Genomic DNA, 17054 nt, shown 5'->3' on the forward strand with positions numbered 1-17054 from the left:
CCCGGCCTCACATGCCGGTGGCCGTCGGCAGCGGCTTGGCCGGAGCGGGGGTGGAGGCGGAGGACAGCGGCGTCGGCGCATGGGCGGCCGGGACCGGCAGCGGCGCCGGCTTCGACAGCGGGCGCGGCGCCGAGACCGGCGTCACGGGATTGGCCGCCGCCGGATTGGCCGACATCGCCGCGCCCGACTGGCCGGACGGCGTCGCCAGCGTGGGCGGATCCTCGTAGATGTCGGGGTGGACGCGCACCACGCCGGCGGTGTCGACCGAGGCGTTCCAGTAGACGAAGCGCACGGGGATGGCGTTCGGCAGCCGGATCGTCCTGGTCTCCCCGGTGTCGAGCTGCTGGCCGATGCTGGCCGGCGTCATCTTCGCGGCGCCCAGCAGCGTCTCGGCCATCATCCGGGCATCCTCCAGCCGCACGCAGCCGGAGCTGGCGGCGCGCAGGTCGCGGCTGAACAGCTTGGGATCGTTGGTGCCGTGCAGGAAGATGCCGTCGCCGTTGGTCAGGTTGAAGCGGAAGCGGCCCAGCGCGTTGTCGTCGCCCGGCTTCTGGACGATGCGCACGCGGCCGGGATCGACCGACCACCAGTTGACCGACTGGGTGTTGGCGACCTCCGACCCGTCCAGATAGACGGCGGCGTTCTTGATGCCGGTGGTGCCCTTCTTGCGCAGGGCCGGCAGCTTGTCCTCGCTCAGCACCGTCGGCGGGACGGTCCAGGTCGGGTTGATGGTGACGCTGGTCACCTTGTCCTGCAGCAGCGGCGTCTTGCGCGACGGCCGGCCGACCACCGCCCGCATGGTGAAGCTGGGCCGTCCATGCTCGATGAGGGTGACGGACTGGCCGGGCAGGTTGACCAGGATGGTGGTGTCGGGGATGGAGGCCTGCTGCGCCCGCATCGCCGCGGCGGCGCGGCGCAGAAGCGCCACGGTCTGCGCCGGGGTGCGGTCCAACGCCTGGCGCGTCACCTCGCCCACCTTGCCGTCGGGCTGCAGCCCCTCGGCGAGTTGGAAGGCGCGCACGGCCACCTCGACATCGTCGTTGAAGCTGTCGGTCCACTTGTCGGCGTGCAGATAGCCCAGCTCGATCAGGCGGCGCGACACCTTGCCGACGCGGTCGGCCAGCGGCGAGCGCACGGTGATCACCACCGGCGGCGCCGGCTCGACCGGGGCGAGGCCGGGCAGGGTGGGGGCCTGCGCCTGCACGTCGGCGGGGGGCACGTCCATCGCCGGGGCGACGCCCTCGACCATGCCGCCGTCGCCCTTCTTGACGACGGCGCCGTAGCCGATGCGGGTGGCCGGCGCCTTGGGCGCGTTCTGGATTTCCTGCGCGCGCTGTTCCAGCGCCGCAGCCCAGCCGGCGACCAGCGGCGGCTTGGCGGCGTGCGCCGCCTCCTTCGCCGCTGCGGCCAGCGCCGGACCGCTCAGGACGACGCCGACCAATCCGCCGACCAGGCAGAGGGCGGCGGAGCGGCGGGACATCGGGCGGCGGAGATCATGCATGGCGATGGGACCGGAACGTGAACGGAAAGGATCGAGCGTTGTATCCTTCGATGAGCCTTCCACGATCCGCAAGCGACATTTGGTGTCGGCAGCTCTGCTGTTCACACTGTTGCTCCCGTGCATCGCCCTGTCACTCGGGGGCGGCCATGGCCGTTACACGCCCTGATTACGACGGTTGGACGCCGCGGCGCCGGTTTTATTCCGAACCTTCGTCCGATGTAGGACCGGAAAGGCCGGAGCGTGGCCGTATGTGTCATTTGACGTAGATACCGCCTTTCGCATGCGCGGTAACTTTTCCCCGACGATGTGGCGAAGCCCCGGAGCAACCGGGGCGCCAAAGGAAGGGGGCAACTTCATGCGGACCAAGCAACTGACGTCCAGCTTCGGGATCAGCGCGCTGGCCGGTCTGGCCATGGGCGCGATGGCGTCCTTCGCGATGCCGGCCCAGGCGGCGGACGACACCATCAAGGTGGGCATCCTGCATTCCCTGTCCGGCACGATGGCGATCAGCGAGACGACGTTGAAGGACGTCATGCTGATGCTGATCGACGAGCAGAACAAGAAGGGCGGCCTGCTGGGCAAGAAGCTGGAGCCGGTGGTGGTCGATCCGGCCTCCAACTGGCCGCTGTTCGCCGAGAAGGCGCGCGAGCTGATCAGCAAGGACAAGGTGTCGGCCGTGTTCGGCTGCTGGACTTCGGTCAGCCGCAAGTCGGTGCTGCCGGTGTTCGAGGAACTGAACAACATCCTCTTCTACCCGGTCCAGTATGAGGGCGAGGAGTCCTCGCGCAACGTCTTCTACACCGGCGCCGCGCCGAACCAGCAGGCGATCCCGGCCGTCGACTACCTGATGCAGAAGGAGAAGGTCCAGCGCTGGGTGCTGGCCGGCACCGACTACGTCTATCCGCGCACGACCAACAAGATCCTCGAAGCCTACCTGAAGGGCAAGGGCGTCAAGCCCGAGGACATCATGATCAACTACACGCCGTTCGGTCATTCCGACTGGCAGTCGATCGTGGCGGACATCAAGAAGTTCGGCTCGGCCGGCAAGAAGACCGCCGTCGTCTCCACCATCAACGGCGACGCCAACGTTCCCTTCTACAAGGAACTGGGCAACCAGGGCGTGAAGGCGCAGGACATCCCGGTCGTCGCCTTCTCGGTCGGCGAGGAAGAGCTGGCCGGCATCGACACCAAGCCGCTGCTGGGCCATCTGGCCGCCTGGAACTACTTCCAGTCGGTCGAGACGCCGGCCAACAGCGACTTCATCAAGGCCTGGAAGACCTACACCAAGAACGACAAGCGCGTCACCAACGACCCGATGGAAGCCCACTATATCGGCTTCAACATGTGGGTGAAGGCGGTCGAGGCGGCCGGCACCACCGAGCCGGACAAGGTCATCGACGCCATGGTCGGCGTGTCGGTCCCCAACCTGACCGGCGGTTATTCGGCGATGCTGCCGAACCACCACATCACCAAGCCGGTCCTGATCGGCGAAGTGCAGGAGAACGGCCAGTTCGACGTCGTCTCCAAGACCTCGGGCCTCGTCCCGGGCGACGAGTGGTCGGACTATCTGCCGGACAGCAAGGACCTGATCGCCGACTGGCGCAAGCCGATGTCCTGCGGCAACTTCAACGTGAAGACCGGCAAGTGCGGCGGCAAGGGGTCGTGAGGGCTGGTGTCCGTCCTCTGATCTGAGTGGTCGCGACGCTTGCCCCCACCCTAACTCTCCCTCTCCCGCGTCAGCGGGGGAGGGTCGGGGAGGGGGCAAGCGTCAGCGCTTTTTGAACTCCCCCGACAACATCCGCCCCCGCACCGAAGGACCCGCGATGCGACGCGCTCTCCGCTGGCTGATGGCCGTCTGTGTGGTGGTCGCCACATCGACCGCCGCCCTTGCCGCCGACCTCCGTCCCCTCGTCCAGGCCCTGGGCAGCGGCGGCTATTCCGGAACCGAAAAGGCCCTGGCGCAATTGTCGGAGGCCGGCGACCCGGCGGCCGTGCCGGTGATCGAGGCGCTCCAGGCCGGCGACCTCTATGTGCGCAAGGCCGACGGCACCGTGGTCGTCGCCCGCAAGGCCGGCGACGCGTTCACCCTGACCGACCCGCTGACCCGCGCCGCGCTCGGCGATGCGCCGGCCGCCGCGGTCGAGAAAATCCGCATCAACAATTCGCTGCGCCGCGCCATCAGCGCCTCGCTGGGTGCCCTCACCCTGATGAGCCCCGATGCCGGTGTCCGCCGCTCCGCCGCCGATGCGGTGTTCAAGAGCCGCGACGCCCAGGCGCTGGAGACGCTGAACGCCGCCATCGCCAAGGAGCAGGACAAGGGCGTCCGCGCCGCCATGGAGCAGGCGCGCGCCGCCATCCTGCTGACCGGCGAGGCCGCGTCGAAAATGAGCGATGCCGAAATCCAGTCGGCGACCGACACGCTGGCCGCCCGCGGCGACCGCGATGCGCTGGTGCTGCTGAACATGGTCGCCGGTTCCGGCGCGTCCGACGTCACCAAGCGCTCGGCCGCCGCCGCCGTGTCCACCCTGGAACAGAAGCTGGCCTTCTGGGCCGCGCTGCAGAATCTCTGGTACGGGCTGTCGCTGGGTTCGGTGCTGCTGCTGGCCGCCATCGGGCTGGCCGTCACCTTCGGCGTGATGGGCGTCATCAACATGGCCCATGGCGAGATGGTGATGATCGGCGCCTACACCACCTTCCTGGTGCAGGAGTTCTTCCGCGCCCATGCCCCCGGCCTGTTCGACCTGTCGATCCTGGTGGCGCTGCCCGCCGCCTTCATCGTGTCCGGTGGCGTCGGCATCATCATCGAGCGCAGCGTGATCCGCTGGCTCTACGGCCGTCCGCTGGAAACGCTGCTTGCCACCTGGGGCCTGTCGCTGGCGCTCCAGCAGGCGGTCCGTTCGATCTTCGGCCCGACCAACCGCGAGGTCGGCGCGCCGAGTTGGATGTCCGGCGCCTTCGAACTGGGCGGCCTGACCATCACCTACGGCCGGCTGTGGATCGTCATCTTCGCCTTCGCCGTCTTCGCCGCGCTGTTGGTGGCGCTGAAGCGCACCTGGTTCGGCCTGTCGATCCGCGCGGTGACGCAGAACCGGCCGATGGCCAACGCCATGGGCATCCGCACCGCGCGGGTGGACGCGCTGACCTTCGGTCTCGGTTCCGGCATCGCCGGGCTGGCCGGGGTGGCGCTGAGCCAGATCGACAATGTCAGCCCGAACCTGGGCCAGGGCTACATCATCGACAGCTTCATGGTCGTGGTGTTCGGCGGCGTCGGCAACCTGTGGGGCACGCTGGTCGGCGCGCTGACGCTTGGCTCCATCAACAAGTTCCTGGAACCCTATGCCGGTGCGGTGCTGGGCAAGATCCTGGTGCTGATCTTCATCATCCTGTTCATCCAACGGCGTCCGCGCGGCCTGTTCGCGCTGAAGGGCCGCGCGGTGGAGGCCTGATCCGATGCTGCTGCGCTTTTTCCTGATGGGTCTGGACCGCAAGGCCGGGATCGTGCTGACGATCCTAGCATTCCTTGCGGTGGCGGTCCCGGTGATGACGCTGTGGGTGCCGGCGGACTCGCCCTTCCACCTGTCGGTCTTCACCGTCTCGCTGTTGGGCAAATACCTGTGCTTCGCGCTGCTGGCGCTGGCGCTCGATCTGGTCTGGGGCTATTGCGGCATCCTGTCGCTCGGCCATGCCGCCTTCTTCGCGCTCGGCGGCTACGCCATGGGCATGTACCTGATGCGGCAGATCGGCCCGCGCGGCGTCTACGGCAACCCGGTCCTGCCCGACTTCATGGTCTTCCTGAACTGGAAGGAGCTGCCCTGGTACTGGCTGGGCTTCGACCAGTTCTGGTTCGCCGCCTTGATGGTGCTGGTGGTGCCGGGGGCGCTGGCCTTCGCCTTCGGCTGGTTCGCCTTCCGCAGCCGCGTCACCGGCGTCTACCTGTCGATCATCACCCAGGCGCTGACCTTCGCCCTGCTGCTGGCCTTCTTCCGCAACGACATGGGCTTCGGCGGCAACAACGGCCTGACCGACTTCAAGGACATCCTCGGCTACGACATCCAGGCCGACACCACCCGCGTCGCCCTGTTCGTGGCGACGGTGGCAGCCCTGGCACTCTCCTACATGATCGCCTCGGGCGTCATCGGGTCGAAGCTGGGCAAGGTGCTGGTGGCGCTGCGCGACGCCGAAAGCCGCGTCCGCTTCATGGGCTACGACACCGAAAGCTACAAGCTGTTCGCCTGGACCCTGTCGGCCTGCATGGCTGGCGTCGCGGGCGCCCTCTACGTCCCGCAGGTCGGCATCATCAACCCGTCCGAATTCGCCCCGGCCAGCTCGATCGAGGCGGTGATCTGGGTCGCCGTCGGCGGGCGGGGCACGCTGGCCGGCGGCATCCTCGGCGCGGTGCTGGTCAACATGGGCAAGAGCTATTTCACCGGCGCCCTGCCGGAGCTGTGGCTGTTCGCGCTGGGCGGCCTGTTCGTGGCGGTCACCCTGTTCCTGCCCAAGGGTCTGCTGGGGTTGGGCGCACAGCTGAAGGCCAAGCTGCCCGGCCGCAACAAGACCTCGCCCCTTCCCAATGCCAAAACAGCCGACCAGAAGGGAGCCTGACCCATGAGCGCGGAATCGACCCTTCTCTATCTCGACGGCGTGTCGGTCAGCTTCGACGGCTTCAAGGCGCTGAACAGCCTGTCGCTGGTGATGATGCCCGGCGAGATGCGGGCGATCATCGGCCCCAACGGCGCCGGCAAGACGACGATGATGGATGTCATCACCGGCAAGACCCGCCCCGACACCGGCACCATCCTGTTCGAGGGCGACACCGACCTGACCCGCCTGCGCGAGGCGGCGATCGCCAATCTCGGCATCGGCCGCAAGTTCCAGCGCCCGACCGTGTTCGAGCCGCACACGGTGTGGGACAATCTGGAACTGGCGCTGAAGGCGCCGCGCCGGCCGCTGAAGACGCTGACCTACGCCATCAGCCGCGACGACCGCAGCCGGATCGAGGAAATCCTCGACATCACCCGCCTGTCGGCCCTGCGCAACCGTCAGGCCGGCAGCCTGTCGCACGGGCAGAAGCAGTGGCTGGAGATCGGCATGCTGCTGGCCCAGGACCCCAAGCTTCTGCTGGTAGACGAGCCGGTTGCCGGCATGACCGACGCCGAGACCGAACAGACGGCGGAACTGCTGTGCAGCATCGCCGGCAAGCATTCGGTGATCGTGGTGGAGCATGACATGAGCTTCGTCCGCGCGCTGGGCGTCAAGGTGACGGTGCTGGCGGAAGGCTCGGTCCTGGCCGAAGGCTCGCTGGACGCGGTGAGTTCGAATCAACAGGTCATCGACACCTATCTCGGCCGCTGACGGGAGACCCTATGATGCTGGACGTTCGCTCCCTCGATCTGCATTACGGCGCCGCACAGGCCCTGCGCAGCGTTTCCATGAAGGCCGAAATCGGCAAGGTCACCTGTCTGGTCGGTCGCAACGGCGTCGGCAAATCCAGCCTGCTGCGCGCCATCGTCGGGCTGAAGCCGGTGTCCGGCGGCTCCATCGGCTGGGACGGCGCCGACGTGACGAAGATGGCGCCGGCCGACCGGGCGCGCCGCGGCATCGCCTATGTGCCGCAGGGGCGCGAGATTTTCCCGCTGTTGACGGTGCGGGAAAATCTGCTGACCGGCTACGCCCCGCTGCCGCGCTCGCAACGTTCGATTCCCGACGAGGTGTTCGAGCTGTTCCCGGTGCTGAAATCCATGCTGGAGCGCCGCGGTGGCGACCTGTCCGGCGGCCAGCAGCAGCAGCTCGCCATCGGCCGCGCGCTGGTGACCCGCCCGCGCCTGCTGGTGCTGGACGAGCCGACCGAGGGCATCCAGCCCTCCATCATCAAGGACATCGGCCGCGCCATCTCCTACCTGCGCGACAAGGGCACCATGGCGATCCTGCTGGTGGAGCAGTATTTCGACTTCGCCCGCGACCTTGCCGACGACTGGGTGGTGATGGAACGCGGCGAGGTGATGCTGTCCGGTCCCCGCAGCGGCCTCGACGAGCAGGAGGTGCGTAAATACCTGACGGTGTGATGCCAGTGGAGTGATGCCTGCGGAATAACTGCGCTTGCCGTGCGTCCTTCATCCATCGGGTCCGCCGTCCGGCGGGCCGGTTTTGGGGAGGAACCGCAACAATGACGTCCGCACTCCGTATCACCGCCGCCGCCATCGGCCTGGGAGCCGTCCTGTTCGGCGCGCCCGCCTTCGCTCAGGACAAGGAACCGGCCATGATGGGGAAAACCGCCATGGGTCCCGTCCTGACCGACGCGAAGGGCATGACGCTCTACGTCTTCGACAAGGACAGCGCCGGCAAGTCGGCCTGCAACGGGCCTTGCGCGACCAACTGGCCGCCGCTGATGGCTCCCGCCTCCGCCAAGCCGATGGGCAAATACACGGTGGTCACCCGCGACGACGGCAGCCACCAGTGGGCCTACAACGGCAAGCCGCTCTACACCTGGGCCAAGGACATGAAGCCCGGCGACGCCACCGGCGACGGCGTGAACAATGTCTGGCATGTGGCGAAGCCGTAAGGCCCGTCCCGCGGTGTCGTGGTGGTCAATCCGCCCCACGGCGCCGCGCTCTTTCGGAGTATTCTTAGCCTGTCGAGGTAATTCGCAAACATCGGCTTCGCAGCCGGCGCTCTTTAATGGTCGTTAAGGATCGAAACCGCAAGATGACCTCACCGTCATCTTGCTCATGGAGCAGCAGGCCATGTCGATCTACAACGCCGCCTCGTTCGAAGCCGCCCCTTCCGCCGAACCGAAGGTCCGCAAGATGCAGGGTCTGCCGCGACTGGCGGTGTGGGCGGTGATGATCGGTACGCCCTGGGTGGTGATCGTGCAGGCGGTGCGCCTGATCTTTTGAGGTTTTAACCTTCAGGCCTGGCGCACCTCCCTTCACACCCTCACTGGGCCGGCGCCACCCAGGGTTCCAGCGCGCCGATCTTCCTGGCCCGCTTCTCGTCCGCCGACAGTTTGAAATTATGCCCATAGGGCGCGCTCTCGAACGAGCCGTATCCGGGATTGGCCAGCATCAGCCAGTCGCGCCCGAAATGCTCCTTCACCGTCTCATAGGCCTTCATCCGCTCCGCCTCGCTGCCGTTGGCGGCGTCGGCGAAGTCGCCGAAATTGTCGCCGAACAGCAGGACGATCCGGTAATCCTTGGCGATATAGGCGCGGCGCGCGCTCTTCGCCGAACCCCATTCCGGCTTTTCCTTCGACATCAGGAAGGTATCGACGTTCCCGCCCATCGGGAAGCCCAGCGCCTGCGCGTTGCGGCGGGTCGGCTCCTCCTGGTCGGCGCTGCGGTTGGTGACGTAGAAGACCTTGACGCCCTTCGACTCGGCATATTGGGTGAACTCGACCGCACCCGGCACCGCCGTCGCCTTCTCCGCCTTCACCCAGGCGTCCCAGGTCTTCGGCGAGAAGTCGGTGCCGCTGGTCACCAGACCGGTCTGATAGGCGGAGTTGTCCATCGCCGTCTCATCCAGGTCCAGCACCACGGCCGGCGGCAGCTCCTGGTAATTGCCGGCCTGCTCGGTCGCCGCGGTCCAGTTTTTGTCGGCCAGCGCTTTGTCCAGCTGGACCCTGCCCAGCGCATAGACCGCCAGCGCATTGGCCTTGTATTCGACCGACCGCTGCATCCACAGCTCGGCGTTCAGCAGATCGCTCTGGGGCACCGGGCTTTGGGGCGCTGGATCGGCCGCCAGGGCGGGGCCGGCGAGAAGCGAGAGGACAACCGCACCGGACAGCAGCGACCAGCGCCCGGAACAGGCGGAATTGCGCATCGACACACCCATCCATCAAGTGTCATGGAACTGTCATCGAAGCACAGATCCGGACGCTTGGCGATGGTCGCGTGACCCATGCGTCACGGTATCCCGATACGCCCATCCGGTTCGTTCCCCGGTTCCTTCCAACGCAGCGGGATCGCGGCCTTCCGCCGCCATCCGCGCTCCACCTGCAGGCTCCAGCTCCGTTGGGCGTTGGGCAGGGCAGGGTCGGGCTCCCAATCGATCCCGACCGCCCCGGTCAGATGCAGAACGTCACCGCTGGCGACATCGACCAGCAGCAACCCGGCCCGCGGGTTCAGCAGCATGTTGCCCAGCGTGTTGAAATAGCGGTTGCCGGAATAGTCGGGTACGATCAGCCGGTCGCCCTCGATCCGGATGAAGCCCGCCGGCCCGCCCCGGTGCGACACGTCCAGCCGGCCGTCGCGCCCCGCCGACGAGGCGGAGGCGACGAAGGCGGTGTCGGCCGCACCGATCAGGCGCCGGGCCTCGCCGTCCAGTCCGGCCAGCGCTTCCACGGCTCCGGCGGGGGAGGTGGGCTTCTCCTCCGCCCGGCGCACATGGATGTATTGCGGGCAGTTGCCGAAGCTCTCCTCCACCGCCATGGCGAAGGCCACCCCGTCGCGTTCCGCCACCCGGCCGTTCACCCGGTTGCGTCGCCGGGTGGCGAGGTCGATGCCCAGCGCCGCCACCGGCTCCCCCACCGCCGGTCCGGCCGGCCAGGGCTGCCACGCGCCATGGTCGGGCCGCACCCACAGCGTCCGCGGGTCGGCGGCGGAGACGAAGCCGGGGGTGCCGGTCAGCACCCCGGCCGCCGGGTCGCCGGCCTCGTCACGCGCGGCGACCAGCAGCCAGGGCAGCAGCGGATAGAAAGCCTGATGCTGGGGGATCAGCCGGTCGCGGATCGGCGCCGACGGCACGCGGAACCCGGCCCGCGCCTGCGCCTCCCGCTCGCCGGGATGGAAGGGTTCGGGGATGCGGTCCTGGTCCATGGCCGTGCTCCTGCCATCAAGGGTGAAAGCGTTCAGGCGGTCTGCGGAATCGCACTCTGGGGCATCGGGGTCAGCGCCGGGATCGCCTCCACCCGCTCCAGCCAGCGGCGGACCGCCGGATAGGGATCGAGCGGGATGCGGCCTTCCGGCGCGCGGGCGACATAGGCGTAGCAGGCGATGTCGGCGATGGTCGGCCGTTCCGCCGCCAGCCAGTCGCGGCTTGCCAGATGACCGTCCATGAAGCTCAGGACGCGCCCGGCGACCGCCTGCGCGTCGGTCAGCGACGCGGCTCCGCCCCACAGCGTCAGGATGCGCGCCAGGGCCGGCCCGAAGCGCAGGTCGCCGGCCGCGATCGACAGCCAGCGCTGCACCCGCGCCGCGTCCTCCGGCGCCTTCGGGTTCCACAGGCCGGAGGCGTCATAGCGGTCGGCGAGATAGACCAGGATGGCGACGGAGTCCGGCAGGACGAGGTCGCCGTCGACCAGCACCGGAATTTGTCCGAAGGGGTTCAGGGCGAGGAAGCTCTCCGACCGCCGCAGCTCGGCGCCGGCCTCGACATAGCGGTAAGGCAGGCCGAGGATGTTCAGAAACGCTTCGACCCGATGGGTGTGCCCCGACAGCGGCGTTCCGTAGAGCGTGATGGCGGGTTCGGTGGTGGTGCTCATCGGACAAGTCCCCTCGATGTTTGCTTTGCGGATGCCCATAGCCAACCACTTGCGCGCTTCGGCAGGAATGCGCTTTCATCAAAAAGGACTCTTTCAGAAAGCGGAAGAATTGTGGACCGGCTGGACGAACTGGCGATCTTCGTGGCGATCCTGGAGGCCGGCAGCCTTGCCGGTGCGGCCAAGCGGCTGCGGCGGTCGGCGCCCGCGGTCACCCGCGCGCTGTCCGGGCTGGAGGAGCGGCTGGGCCTGCGGCTGATTGAGCGGACCACCCGCAACCTCGCACCCACCGACGCCGGCCGGCGGTTGGCCGAGCAGGCGCGCCGGCTTCTCGCCGACTATGACGAGGCGCTGGCCGCCACCGGCACCGACCGGCCCTTGCGCGGACGGCTGCGCGTCACCGCGCCGGTGATGTTCGGACGCAAGCATGTGACGCCGCTGGTCCTCGACTTCATGCGGGCCTTTCCCGACATCCGGGTCGAGCTGGTGCTGTCCGACGGCAACCTGGACCTGATCGAGGAGGAGCTGGACGTGGCGATCCGTATCGGTCCATTGCCCGATTCCGGCCTCGTCGCCCGGCGGGTCGGGCAGGTCGGGCGCTATCTGGTCGCCGGCCCCGGCTATCTGGCGCGGCGCGGCACGCCGACGACTCCGGAGGAACTGGCCGGCCACGACATCATCCTGTCGACCGCCCGGCCCCGGCCGCCCGACTGGCGCTTCCTGGTCGACGGGCGGGAGCGGGTGGTCCGGGTCACCCCACGGCTTTCGGTCAGCCACATCGAGCCGGCGCTGCTGGCCGCCCGCGACGGGCATGGCATCGCCCGGCCGCTGTCCTATCAGGCGGCCGACGATCTCGCCGCCGGCACGCTGGTGCGCCTGATGCCGCACACCGAGCCGGCGCCGCTGCCCGTCCATGTCGTGGTGCCGACGGCGCGGCTGATGCCGGGCCGGGTTCGCGCCTTTCTCGACCATGCGGTGGACGGGCTGTCGGCGCTGGCCGTCCTGCGTGGCTGATTCTGCGTGGCTGAAGCGGCCGGAGCAGGGCCTCAGGGATCGCGGGCGACGCGGATGCCGTAGGCGGCATAGCCGATCTCCGCCCCGTCGATCCGGCGGACGGCCGACCGGACATAGCGTGGATGGCTGTGCCACGATCCGCCCCGCATCACCCGTTGCGGGCATTTGCCGCCGCCATCCGTCGCGCAGTCCTCCACCCACTGCCAGACATTGCCGAGCATGTCGTAGAGGCCGAAGCCGTTGGGCCGGTAACTGCCGACCGGCGCGGTGAACAGGGCGCCGTCGCGGCAGTTCGCGACCTCCCAGTCGGTGAAGCGGTCCTTGGCGCTCAGGTCGGCGCCGTTCGCCGCGTCGCACCCCTTGGCCGGATCGTCGCCCCACCAGCGGGCGGTCCGGGTGCCGGCGCGGGCCGCATATTCCCACTCCGCCTCCGTCGGCAGGCGGTAGGGCTTGCCGGTCCGCCGGCTGAGCCAGTCCACATAGGCCTTGGCGTCGTACCAGCTGATGCAGACCGCCGGGTCCCGGTTCGTCTGGTCGAAGCCCGGCCGGCGCCATGAGAAATGCCAGCGCGGCAGCAGGTCCGTCTCGCCGGCATAGCCGCGGCAGATCGTCCGCGGCTTGTAACCGCTGTCCTGGATGAACCGAGCGTACTCGCCGCGGGTCACCGGGTACTTGCCGATGGCGACGGGGTGCCGGATCGACACCGGCTGTTGCAATGGTTCGTCGGGAAAGCGCTCCCGTTCCGAGTCGGGCGAGCCCTGGAGAAAGCTGCCGGCGGGGAGCGCCACCAGGATCGGGGCGTCGGGATGGTCCCAGATCTCGCGGGCCGGGTCGCCTGCCTGCCAGAGCTGGAAGGCCGCCAGCCGTTCGGCGCGCCAGCCGGACAGATCCTCCGGCTCCGCCCGGCGCCAGCCGGCGAGGGCGGCCAGCACGAGGATGAGGACGACCACCGCGCCCACGGTTCCGGGCAGGGTGACTGGCATGGCGGGGATGCCTCTTGCGGGGGCGCCTTTGGTGGGGATGCGGATCATGCCCACCATTTCCCCGCGATAGCGCGCGTCCGGCAACCGCGCGTCCGTGTCCCGGTCGTGGCACTTCCCTGCCGGTGCCGGTCACGGGTGGCCCAAGCTCTGCCCCTTTGAATTATGGCGGAAGCGGTAAGCGTGGTTGGCGAGCCCCAGGCCGGCCATCGCTGCACTGCAACGCAGCCTTCCGGCCGTGTCCGGATTTTGCCCGGTGACGAGCCGGGGGGCTTTGCCGTAAGAAACTCGGCGGGTTTCAAAACGGATGGCTACCCCGTGCTCCGATCGGTCTCTCTCTGCCTGTTCATCGCCGCGGCCGGCGGTCTTGCGGGCTGCACCTCCGACTATTCCCCCAACACCTACGCCTCCAACGCGGTCCAGCAGGCCAACAAGGTGGAGCCGGGCGTCGTCGTCGGATTCCGTCAGGTGGCGATCAGCGCCAACGGCACGGTCGGCGCGGTCAGCGGCGGGGCGGCCGGCGGCATCCTGGGTGCGCAGGTGGGGACGGGCGGCATGAACGCCGCGTTGGGCACCGTCGGCGGCACGGCGATCGGCGGCCTGCTGGGCACGGCGATGGAACACATCGCCGGCGACACCACCGGATGGGAATACATCGTCCGCAAATCGAACGGCGATCTGCTGTCGCTGACCCAAAAGGAACCGCAGCCGCTGCCGATCGGCCAGAAGGTTCTGGTCATCACCGGCAGCCAGGCCCGCATCGTTCCCGACTATTCCACCCCGGCCGATCCCACGCCCGCCAAGGCCGATCCGTCCAAGGCGGACGCACCCAGGCCCGATGTACCGAAATCGGAAACGCCGAAATCGGAAATCAAGGCGGTACCGCTCGCCCCGCCCGCCGAACCGGCCGCTCCGGCGGAGCAGTCCGCCGCCGAACCGGCGCCGCCCGCCAGCGGCGGCGGCCCGATCCGCCTGACCGCCCCCACCGACGCCGCCCCCGCTCCCGCTCCCGCGGCAGCTCCGGAGCCCGCAAACCCGACCCCGGCAGAACCGAAGCCGGCGGAATAGCAGCACCATACTTGTCCGAATGGCCGGGATGGCGCACAGTCCGGTGGTCCAGCAGAGATCACCGGCCGAGGGTCCATGTCCGCCGTCGATACCGTACAGAACGCCGCTCCCGCTCCGTCCCCCACTCCAGCCATGACCAGGGAGGAGCTGGAGGAGCTGATCCGCGAGGGGGTTCCCCTGGTCGGAAATTTCGGCATCGTCGTGGAAAGCCTGGGCGCCGGGACGATTCGCCTGCGCCTGCCCTACAAGGACGATTTCGTCCGGCCCGGCGGCACCGTCACCGGCCCGGCGATGTTCGGGCTGGCCGACGTGGCGCTCTATGGCGCGGTGCTGAGCCTGATCGGCCGGGTCGAGCTGGCGGTCACCACCAGCATGACCATCAACTTCCTGCGCCGTCCGCCGCCCGTCGCCATCATCGCCGAGGCGCGCGTCCTGAAGCTGGGCAAGCGGCTGGCCTATGGCGAGATCCTGCTGTTCTCCGAAGGCGATCCGGAGCCGGTCGCCCACGTCACCGGAACCTACTCCATCCCGCCGCACGCCCCCGTCACCCTTGCGGTATCCCATTACCGCTTGGATGAGGCGCCATAAAAAATCGTTCAATATCAATGGGTTTGCTTGAGAGGTATCTTATTACCGCGCCCGCAAATCATTGAAAGGAAACGGAAATTTTTCCGTTGACAGAGGCATGCTCCGGCCCGTAGAAAGCCGTCCGCTTCGGCGCCCCGGAATCGGCGGCCTGCCGATCCGTATTCGAAGAAACGAGTGTGGCGATGAAGACCTTCAATCTGAAGCCGACCGAAATCGAGAAGAAGTGGTACGTCGTTGACGCCGACGGCCTCGTTCTCGGGCGGCTTGCCAGCATCCTGGCGAACATCCTGCGTGGCAAGAACAAGCCGACCTACACCCCCCACATGGATTGCGGCGACAACATCGTCGTGATCAACGCGGAGAAGGTGAAGCTGACCGGCAACAAGCGCGACGCCGACATCTTCTACTGGCACACCGGTTATCCGGGCGGGATCAAGGGCCGTTCCAAGGGCCAGATCCTGGACGGCAAGTATCCGGAGCGTGTGATCGAGAAGGCCGTGGAGCGCATGGTTCCGCGCGGTCCGCTCGGCCGCCAGCAGATGACCCACCTCAAGGTCTACAAGGGCGCCACGCATCCGCACGATGCGCAGCAGCCGGTCGCCCTCGACATCGGCGCCCTGAACCCGAAGAATAAGCGGAGCGCGTAAGCATGGCTCAGGTCACCACCACCCTCTCCAGCCTCAAGGAACTGACGGGCGCCGCCGCCACCGCGACCGTCACCGAGGAGCTTGCCGCTCCGAAGCTGGACGCCCAGGGCCGCGCCTATGCCACCGGCAAGCGCAAGGACGCCGTCGCCCGCGTGTGGATCAAGCCGGGCACCGGCAAGGTCACCGTGAACGGCCGCGACCAGTCGGTCTACTTCGCCCGTCCGGTTCTGCGCATGATGATCGCCCAGCCGTTCGGCGTGACCGAGCGTTCGGAGCAGTTCGACGTGGTCGCCACCGTTGCCGGTGGTGGTCTGTCGGGCCAGGCCGGTGCCGTCCGTCACGGCATCTCCAAGGCGCTGACCTACTTCGAGCCGGCCCTGCGCCCGCCGCTGAAGGCCGCCGGCTTCCTGACCCGCGACGCCCGTACGGTCGAGCGTAAGAAGTACGGCCGCGCCAAGGCCCGCCGCAGCTTCCAGTTCTCGAAGCGCTAATCCCTACACGGGCCCGCGGCTTTACGGTACAAGCGAGGGGCGTCCCGAAAGGGGCGCCCCTTTCTTTTTGCCTTTACCCTCACGCCTACCCAAGCCTCAACGTTCCTCCCGTCAAGCGAAGGACATCGGTTCCATGGCCTCCATCAGCATTCCGGGCACCACTCCCGGCGGTTCGAAAATCCGCGTCGGCATCCTGGGCGCTTCCGGTTACACCGGCGCCGAACTGGTGCGCATGCTGCTGCGCCACCCGAATGTGGAGATCGCCGCGCTGACCGCCGAACGACAGGCCGGCAAGCCGATGGCGGAGGTGTTCCCGCATCTGGGCGGCTATGGCCTGCCCGATCTGGTGAAGATCGAAGAGCTGAAGTGGGACAACCTGGACTTCATCTTCTGCGCCCTGCCGCACGGCACGACGCAGGAGGTGGTCGCCGGACTGCCCAGCGGCCTGAAGGTGGTCGACCTGTCGGCCGATTTCCGCCTGAGCGACCCGGCCGAATACGCCACCTGGTACGGGCATGAGCATCGCGCCGTCGACCTGCAGAAAGAGGTCGCCTACGGCCTGACCGAGTTCAACCGCCAGGGTGTGCGCAAGGCGCGGGTGGTGGCGAATCCGGGCTGCTACCCGACCTGCTCGCTGCTGCCGCTGCTGCCGCTGCTGATGGAGAACCAGATCGAGCCGGGCGGCATCATCATCGACGCCAAGTCCGGCGTGTCGGGCGCCGGCCGCGACGCCAAGCAGGCCAACCTGTTCACCGAAGTGTCGGAAGGCTTCAACGCCTATGGCGTCGGCCACCACCGCCACATGCCGGAGATCGAGCAGGAGCTGCGGCTGGCCGCCGGCCGTCCGGTCATCGTCTCCTTCACCCCGCATCTGGTGCCGATGAACCGCGGCATGATGGCGACCATCTATGTCCGCATGGCCGACGGCGTCACCGCCGACGACCTGCGGGCGACGCTGGCCGCCCGCTATGCCGACGAGCCCTTCGTCGGCGTGACCCCGGCCGGCGTGGTGCCGGCGACGCGCCATGTCCGCGCCTCCAACCACAACCTGATCGGCGTGGTCGCCGACCGCACCCCGCGCGGCGCCATCATCGTGTCGGTGATCGACAATCTGGTGAAGGGCGCGTCGGGTCAGGCGATCCAGAACATGAACGTCATGATGGGGCTGGGCGAGACCACCGGCATCGATCAGGCGCCGCTTTTCCCGTAATCGGGACCCGCGACGGGATAGGGCGGGGGCTGTGACAGCGTTGTGGCCCCCTGTCCGCACTGTTGCACAGAGGCACCAATCGG

Annotated in this window: 18 protein-coding genes; 13 read left to right on the top strand and 5 right to left on the bottom strand. The window is 68.1% G+C overall.

Annotation, left to right across the window (positions count from 1 at the left end; translation table 11 throughout):
* Positions 1-7: 7 nt before the first annotated feature.
* A complete protein-coding gene (locus FZ029_RS18600; RefSeq protein WP_149270857.1) occupies positions 8-1501 on the bottom strand; it encodes a L,D-transpeptidase family protein in 1494 nt (497 codons plus the stop codon).
* A gap of 412 nt (positions 1502-1913) precedes the next feature.
* Between FZ029_RS18600 and urtA the strand changes: the two genes are divergently transcribed.
* The 7 genes from urtA (at position 1914) to FZ029_RS33050 (ending at position 8394) form a co-directional block, all read left to right on the top strand.
* Positions 1914-3167 (top strand): urea ABC transporter substrate-binding protein, encoded by a 1254-nt coding sequence (gene urtA / locus FZ029_RS18605; RefSeq protein WP_246458160.1) that lies wholly within the window; start codon positions 1914-1916, stop codon positions 3165-3167.
* Positions 3168-3324: 157 nt separating this feature from the next.
* Positions 3325-4947 (top strand): urea ABC transporter permease subunit UrtB, encoded by a 1623-nt coding sequence (gene urtB, locus FZ029_RS18610; protein ID WP_149270859.1) that lies wholly within the window; start codon positions 3325-3327, stop codon positions 4945-4947.
* Positions 4948-4951: 4 nt separating this feature from the next.
* Entirely contained in the window at positions 4952-6103 is a 1152-nt protein-coding gene (gene urtC / locus FZ029_RS18615) for an urea ABC transporter permease subunit UrtC (RefSeq protein WP_149270861.1), read from the top strand.
* 3 nt (positions 6104-6106) lie between these two features.
* A complete protein-coding gene (gene urtD / locus FZ029_RS18620) occupies positions 6107-6853 on the top strand; it encodes an urea ABC transporter ATP-binding protein UrtD (protein WP_085084212.1) in 747 nt (248 codons plus the stop codon).
* 14 nt (positions 6854-6867) lie between these two features.
* Positions 6868-7563 carry an urea ABC transporter ATP-binding subunit UrtE gene (urtE, locus tag FZ029_RS18625; protein ID WP_109075161.1) on the top strand — a complete coding sequence of 232 codons (696 nt, stop codon included), beginning with the start codon at positions 6868-6870 and terminating at the stop codon, positions 7561-7563.
* A gap of 101 nt (positions 7564-7664) precedes the next feature.
* The gene (locus FZ029_RS18630; protein WP_149270863.1) at positions 7665-8060 is read left to right on the top strand and encodes a hypothetical protein; all 396 of its coding nucleotides are present in this window, start codon (positions 7665-7667) and stop codon (positions 8058-8060) included.
* 181 nt (positions 8061-8241) lie between these two features.
* Positions 8242-8394, top strand: coding sequence for a hypothetical protein (locus FZ029_RS33050; protein WP_174757506.1), 153 nt, complete (start codon positions 8242-8244; stop codon positions 8392-8394).
* 40 nt (positions 8395-8434) lie between these two features.
* On the opposite strand, the gene FZ029_RS18635 is transcribed toward FZ029_RS33050, so the two are convergent.
* The 3 genes from FZ029_RS18635 to FZ029_RS18645 all read right to left on the bottom strand — a co-directional run bounded on the left by FZ029_RS18635 (position 8435) and on the right by FZ029_RS18645 (position 10976).
* Positions 8435-9316, bottom strand: a complete 882-nt coding sequence (locus tag FZ029_RS18635) for an HAD family acid phosphatase (protein ID WP_149270865.1) — start codon at positions 9314-9316, stop codon at positions 8435-8437.
* Positions 9317-9399: 83 nt separating this feature from the next.
* Complete coding sequence (locus FZ029_RS18640; RefSeq protein ID WP_149270867.1) at positions 9400-10311, bottom strand: pyridoxamine 5'-phosphate oxidase family protein; 912 nt, start codon at positions 10309-10311, stop codon at positions 9400-9402.
* Between the two features lie 32 nt (positions 10312-10343).
* Positions 10344-10976: a glutathione S-transferase gene (locus FZ029_RS18645; RefSeq protein ID WP_149270869.1), complete on the bottom strand. Its 633-nt coding sequence runs from the start codon at positions 10974-10976 to the stop codon at positions 10344-10346.
* Between the two features lie 111 nt (positions 10977-11087).
* Between FZ029_RS18645 and FZ029_RS18650 the strand changes: the two genes are divergently transcribed.
* Positions 11088-11987, top strand: a complete 900-nt coding sequence (locus tag FZ029_RS18650) for a LysR family transcriptional regulator (RefSeq protein WP_149270871.1) — start codon at positions 11088-11090, stop codon at positions 11985-11987.
* 32 nt (positions 11988-12019) lie between these two features.
* Here FZ029_RS18650 and FZ029_RS18655 read toward each other — a convergent pair whose 3' ends face one another.
* Complete coding sequence (locus FZ029_RS18655; protein WP_149270873.1) at positions 12020-12970, bottom strand: formylglycine-generating enzyme family protein; 951 nt, start codon at positions 12968-12970, stop codon at positions 12020-12022.
* 315 nt (positions 12971-13285) lie between these two features.
* On the opposite strand from FZ029_RS18655, the gene FZ029_RS18660 reads away from it, so the two are divergent.
* The 5 genes from FZ029_RS18660 to argC all read left to right on the top strand — a co-directional run bounded on the left by FZ029_RS18660 (position 13286) and on the right by argC (position 16971).
* On the top strand, positions 13286-14035 hold the full coding sequence (locus FZ029_RS18660) for a hypothetical protein (protein ID WP_149270875.1): 750 nt from the start codon (positions 13286-13288) through the stop codon (positions 14033-14035).
* Positions 14036-14110: 75 nt separating this feature from the next.
* Entirely contained in the window at positions 14111-14623 is a 513-nt protein-coding gene (locus tag FZ029_RS18665) for a PaaI family thioesterase (RefSeq protein ID WP_149270877.1), read from the top strand.
* A gap of 182 nt (positions 14624-14805) precedes the next feature.
* Positions 14806-15270 (top strand): 50S ribosomal protein L13, encoded by a 465-nt coding sequence (gene rplM, locus FZ029_RS18670; RefSeq protein ID WP_109075170.1) that lies wholly within the window; start codon positions 14806-14808, stop codon positions 15268-15270.
* A 2-nt stretch (positions 15271-15272) separates the two neighbouring features.
* Positions 15273-15761: a 30S ribosomal protein S9 gene (rpsI, locus tag FZ029_RS18675; protein ID WP_042698563.1), complete on the top strand. Its 489-nt coding sequence runs from the start codon at positions 15273-15275 to the stop codon at positions 15759-15761.
* 133 nt (positions 15762-15894) lie between these two features.
* The gene (gene argC / locus FZ029_RS18680) at positions 15895-16971 is read left to right on the top strand and encodes an N-acetyl-gamma-glutamyl-phosphate reductase (RefSeq protein WP_149270879.1); all 1077 of its coding nucleotides are present in this window, start codon (positions 15895-15897) and stop codon (positions 16969-16971) included.
* The last annotated feature ends 83 nt before the right edge of the window (positions 16972-17054 follow it).

The organism is Azospirillum sp. Sh1, assembly GCF_008365135.1.
GTDB lineage: Bacteria > Pseudomonadota > Alphaproteobacteria > Azospirillales > Azospirillaceae > Azospirillum > Azospirillum oryzae.

What these genes read in the sequence shown, in the direction of transcription:
- FZ029_RS18600 (WP_149270857.1), bottom strand. Translation starts at nt 1,501, where the DNA reads ATGCATGATCTCCGCCGCCCGATGTCCCGCCGCTCCGCCGCCCTCTGC.
- urtA (WP_246458160.1), top strand. Translation starts at nt 1,914, where the DNA reads ATGGGCGCGATGGCGTCCTTCGCGATGCCGGCCCAGGCGGCGGACGAC.
- urtB (WP_149270859.1), top strand. Translation starts at nt 3,325, where the DNA reads ATGCGACGCGCTCTCCGCTGGCTGATGGCCGTCTGTGTGGTGGTCGCC.
- urtC (WP_149270861.1), top strand. Translation starts at nt 4,952, where the DNA reads ATGCTGCTGCGCTTTTTCCTGATGGGTCTGGACCGCAAGGCCGGGATC.
- urtD (WP_085084212.1), top strand. Translation starts at nt 6,107, where the DNA reads ATGAGCGCGGAATCGACCCTTCTCTATCTCGACGGCGTGTCGGTCAGC.
- urtE (WP_109075161.1), top strand. Translation starts at nt 6,868, where the DNA reads ATGCTGGACGTTCGCTCCCTCGATCTGCATTACGGCGCCGCACAGGCC.
- FZ029_RS18630 (WP_149270863.1), top strand. Translation starts at nt 7,665, where the DNA reads ATGACGTCCGCACTCCGTATCACCGCCGCCGCCATCGGCCTGGGAGCC.
- FZ029_RS33050 (WP_174757506.1), top strand. Translation starts at nt 8,242, where the DNA reads ATGTCGATCTACAACGCCGCCTCGTTCGAAGCCGCCCCTTCCGCCGAA.
- FZ029_RS18635 (WP_149270865.1), bottom strand. Translation starts at nt 9,316, where the DNA reads ATGCGCAATTCCGCCTGTTCCGGGCGCTGGTCGCTGCTGTCCGGTGCG.
- FZ029_RS18640 (WP_149270867.1), bottom strand. Translation starts at nt 10,311, where the DNA reads ATGGACCAGGACCGCATCCCCGAACCCTTCCATCCCGGCGAGCGGGAG.
- FZ029_RS18645 (WP_149270869.1), bottom strand. Translation starts at nt 10,976, where the DNA reads ATGAGCACCACCACCGAACCCGCCATCACGCTCTACGGAACGCCGCTG.
- FZ029_RS18655 (WP_149270873.1), bottom strand. Translation starts at nt 12,970, where the DNA reads ATGCCAGTCACCCTGCCCGGAACCGTGGGCGCGGTGGTCGTCCTCATC.
- FZ029_RS18665 (WP_149270877.1), top strand. Translation starts at nt 14,111, where the DNA reads ATGTCCGCCGTCGATACCGTACAGAACGCCGCTCCCGCTCCGTCCCCC.
- rplM (WP_109075170.1), top strand. Translation starts at nt 14,806, where the DNA reads ATGAAGACCTTCAATCTGAAGCCGACCGAAATCGAGAAGAAGTGGTAC.
- rpsI (WP_042698563.1), top strand. Translation starts at nt 15,273, where the DNA reads ATGGCTCAGGTCACCACCACCCTCTCCAGCCTCAAGGAACTGACGGGC.
- argC (WP_149270879.1), top strand. Translation starts at nt 15,895, where the DNA reads ATGGCCTCCATCAGCATTCCGGGCACCACTCCCGGCGGTTCGAAAATC.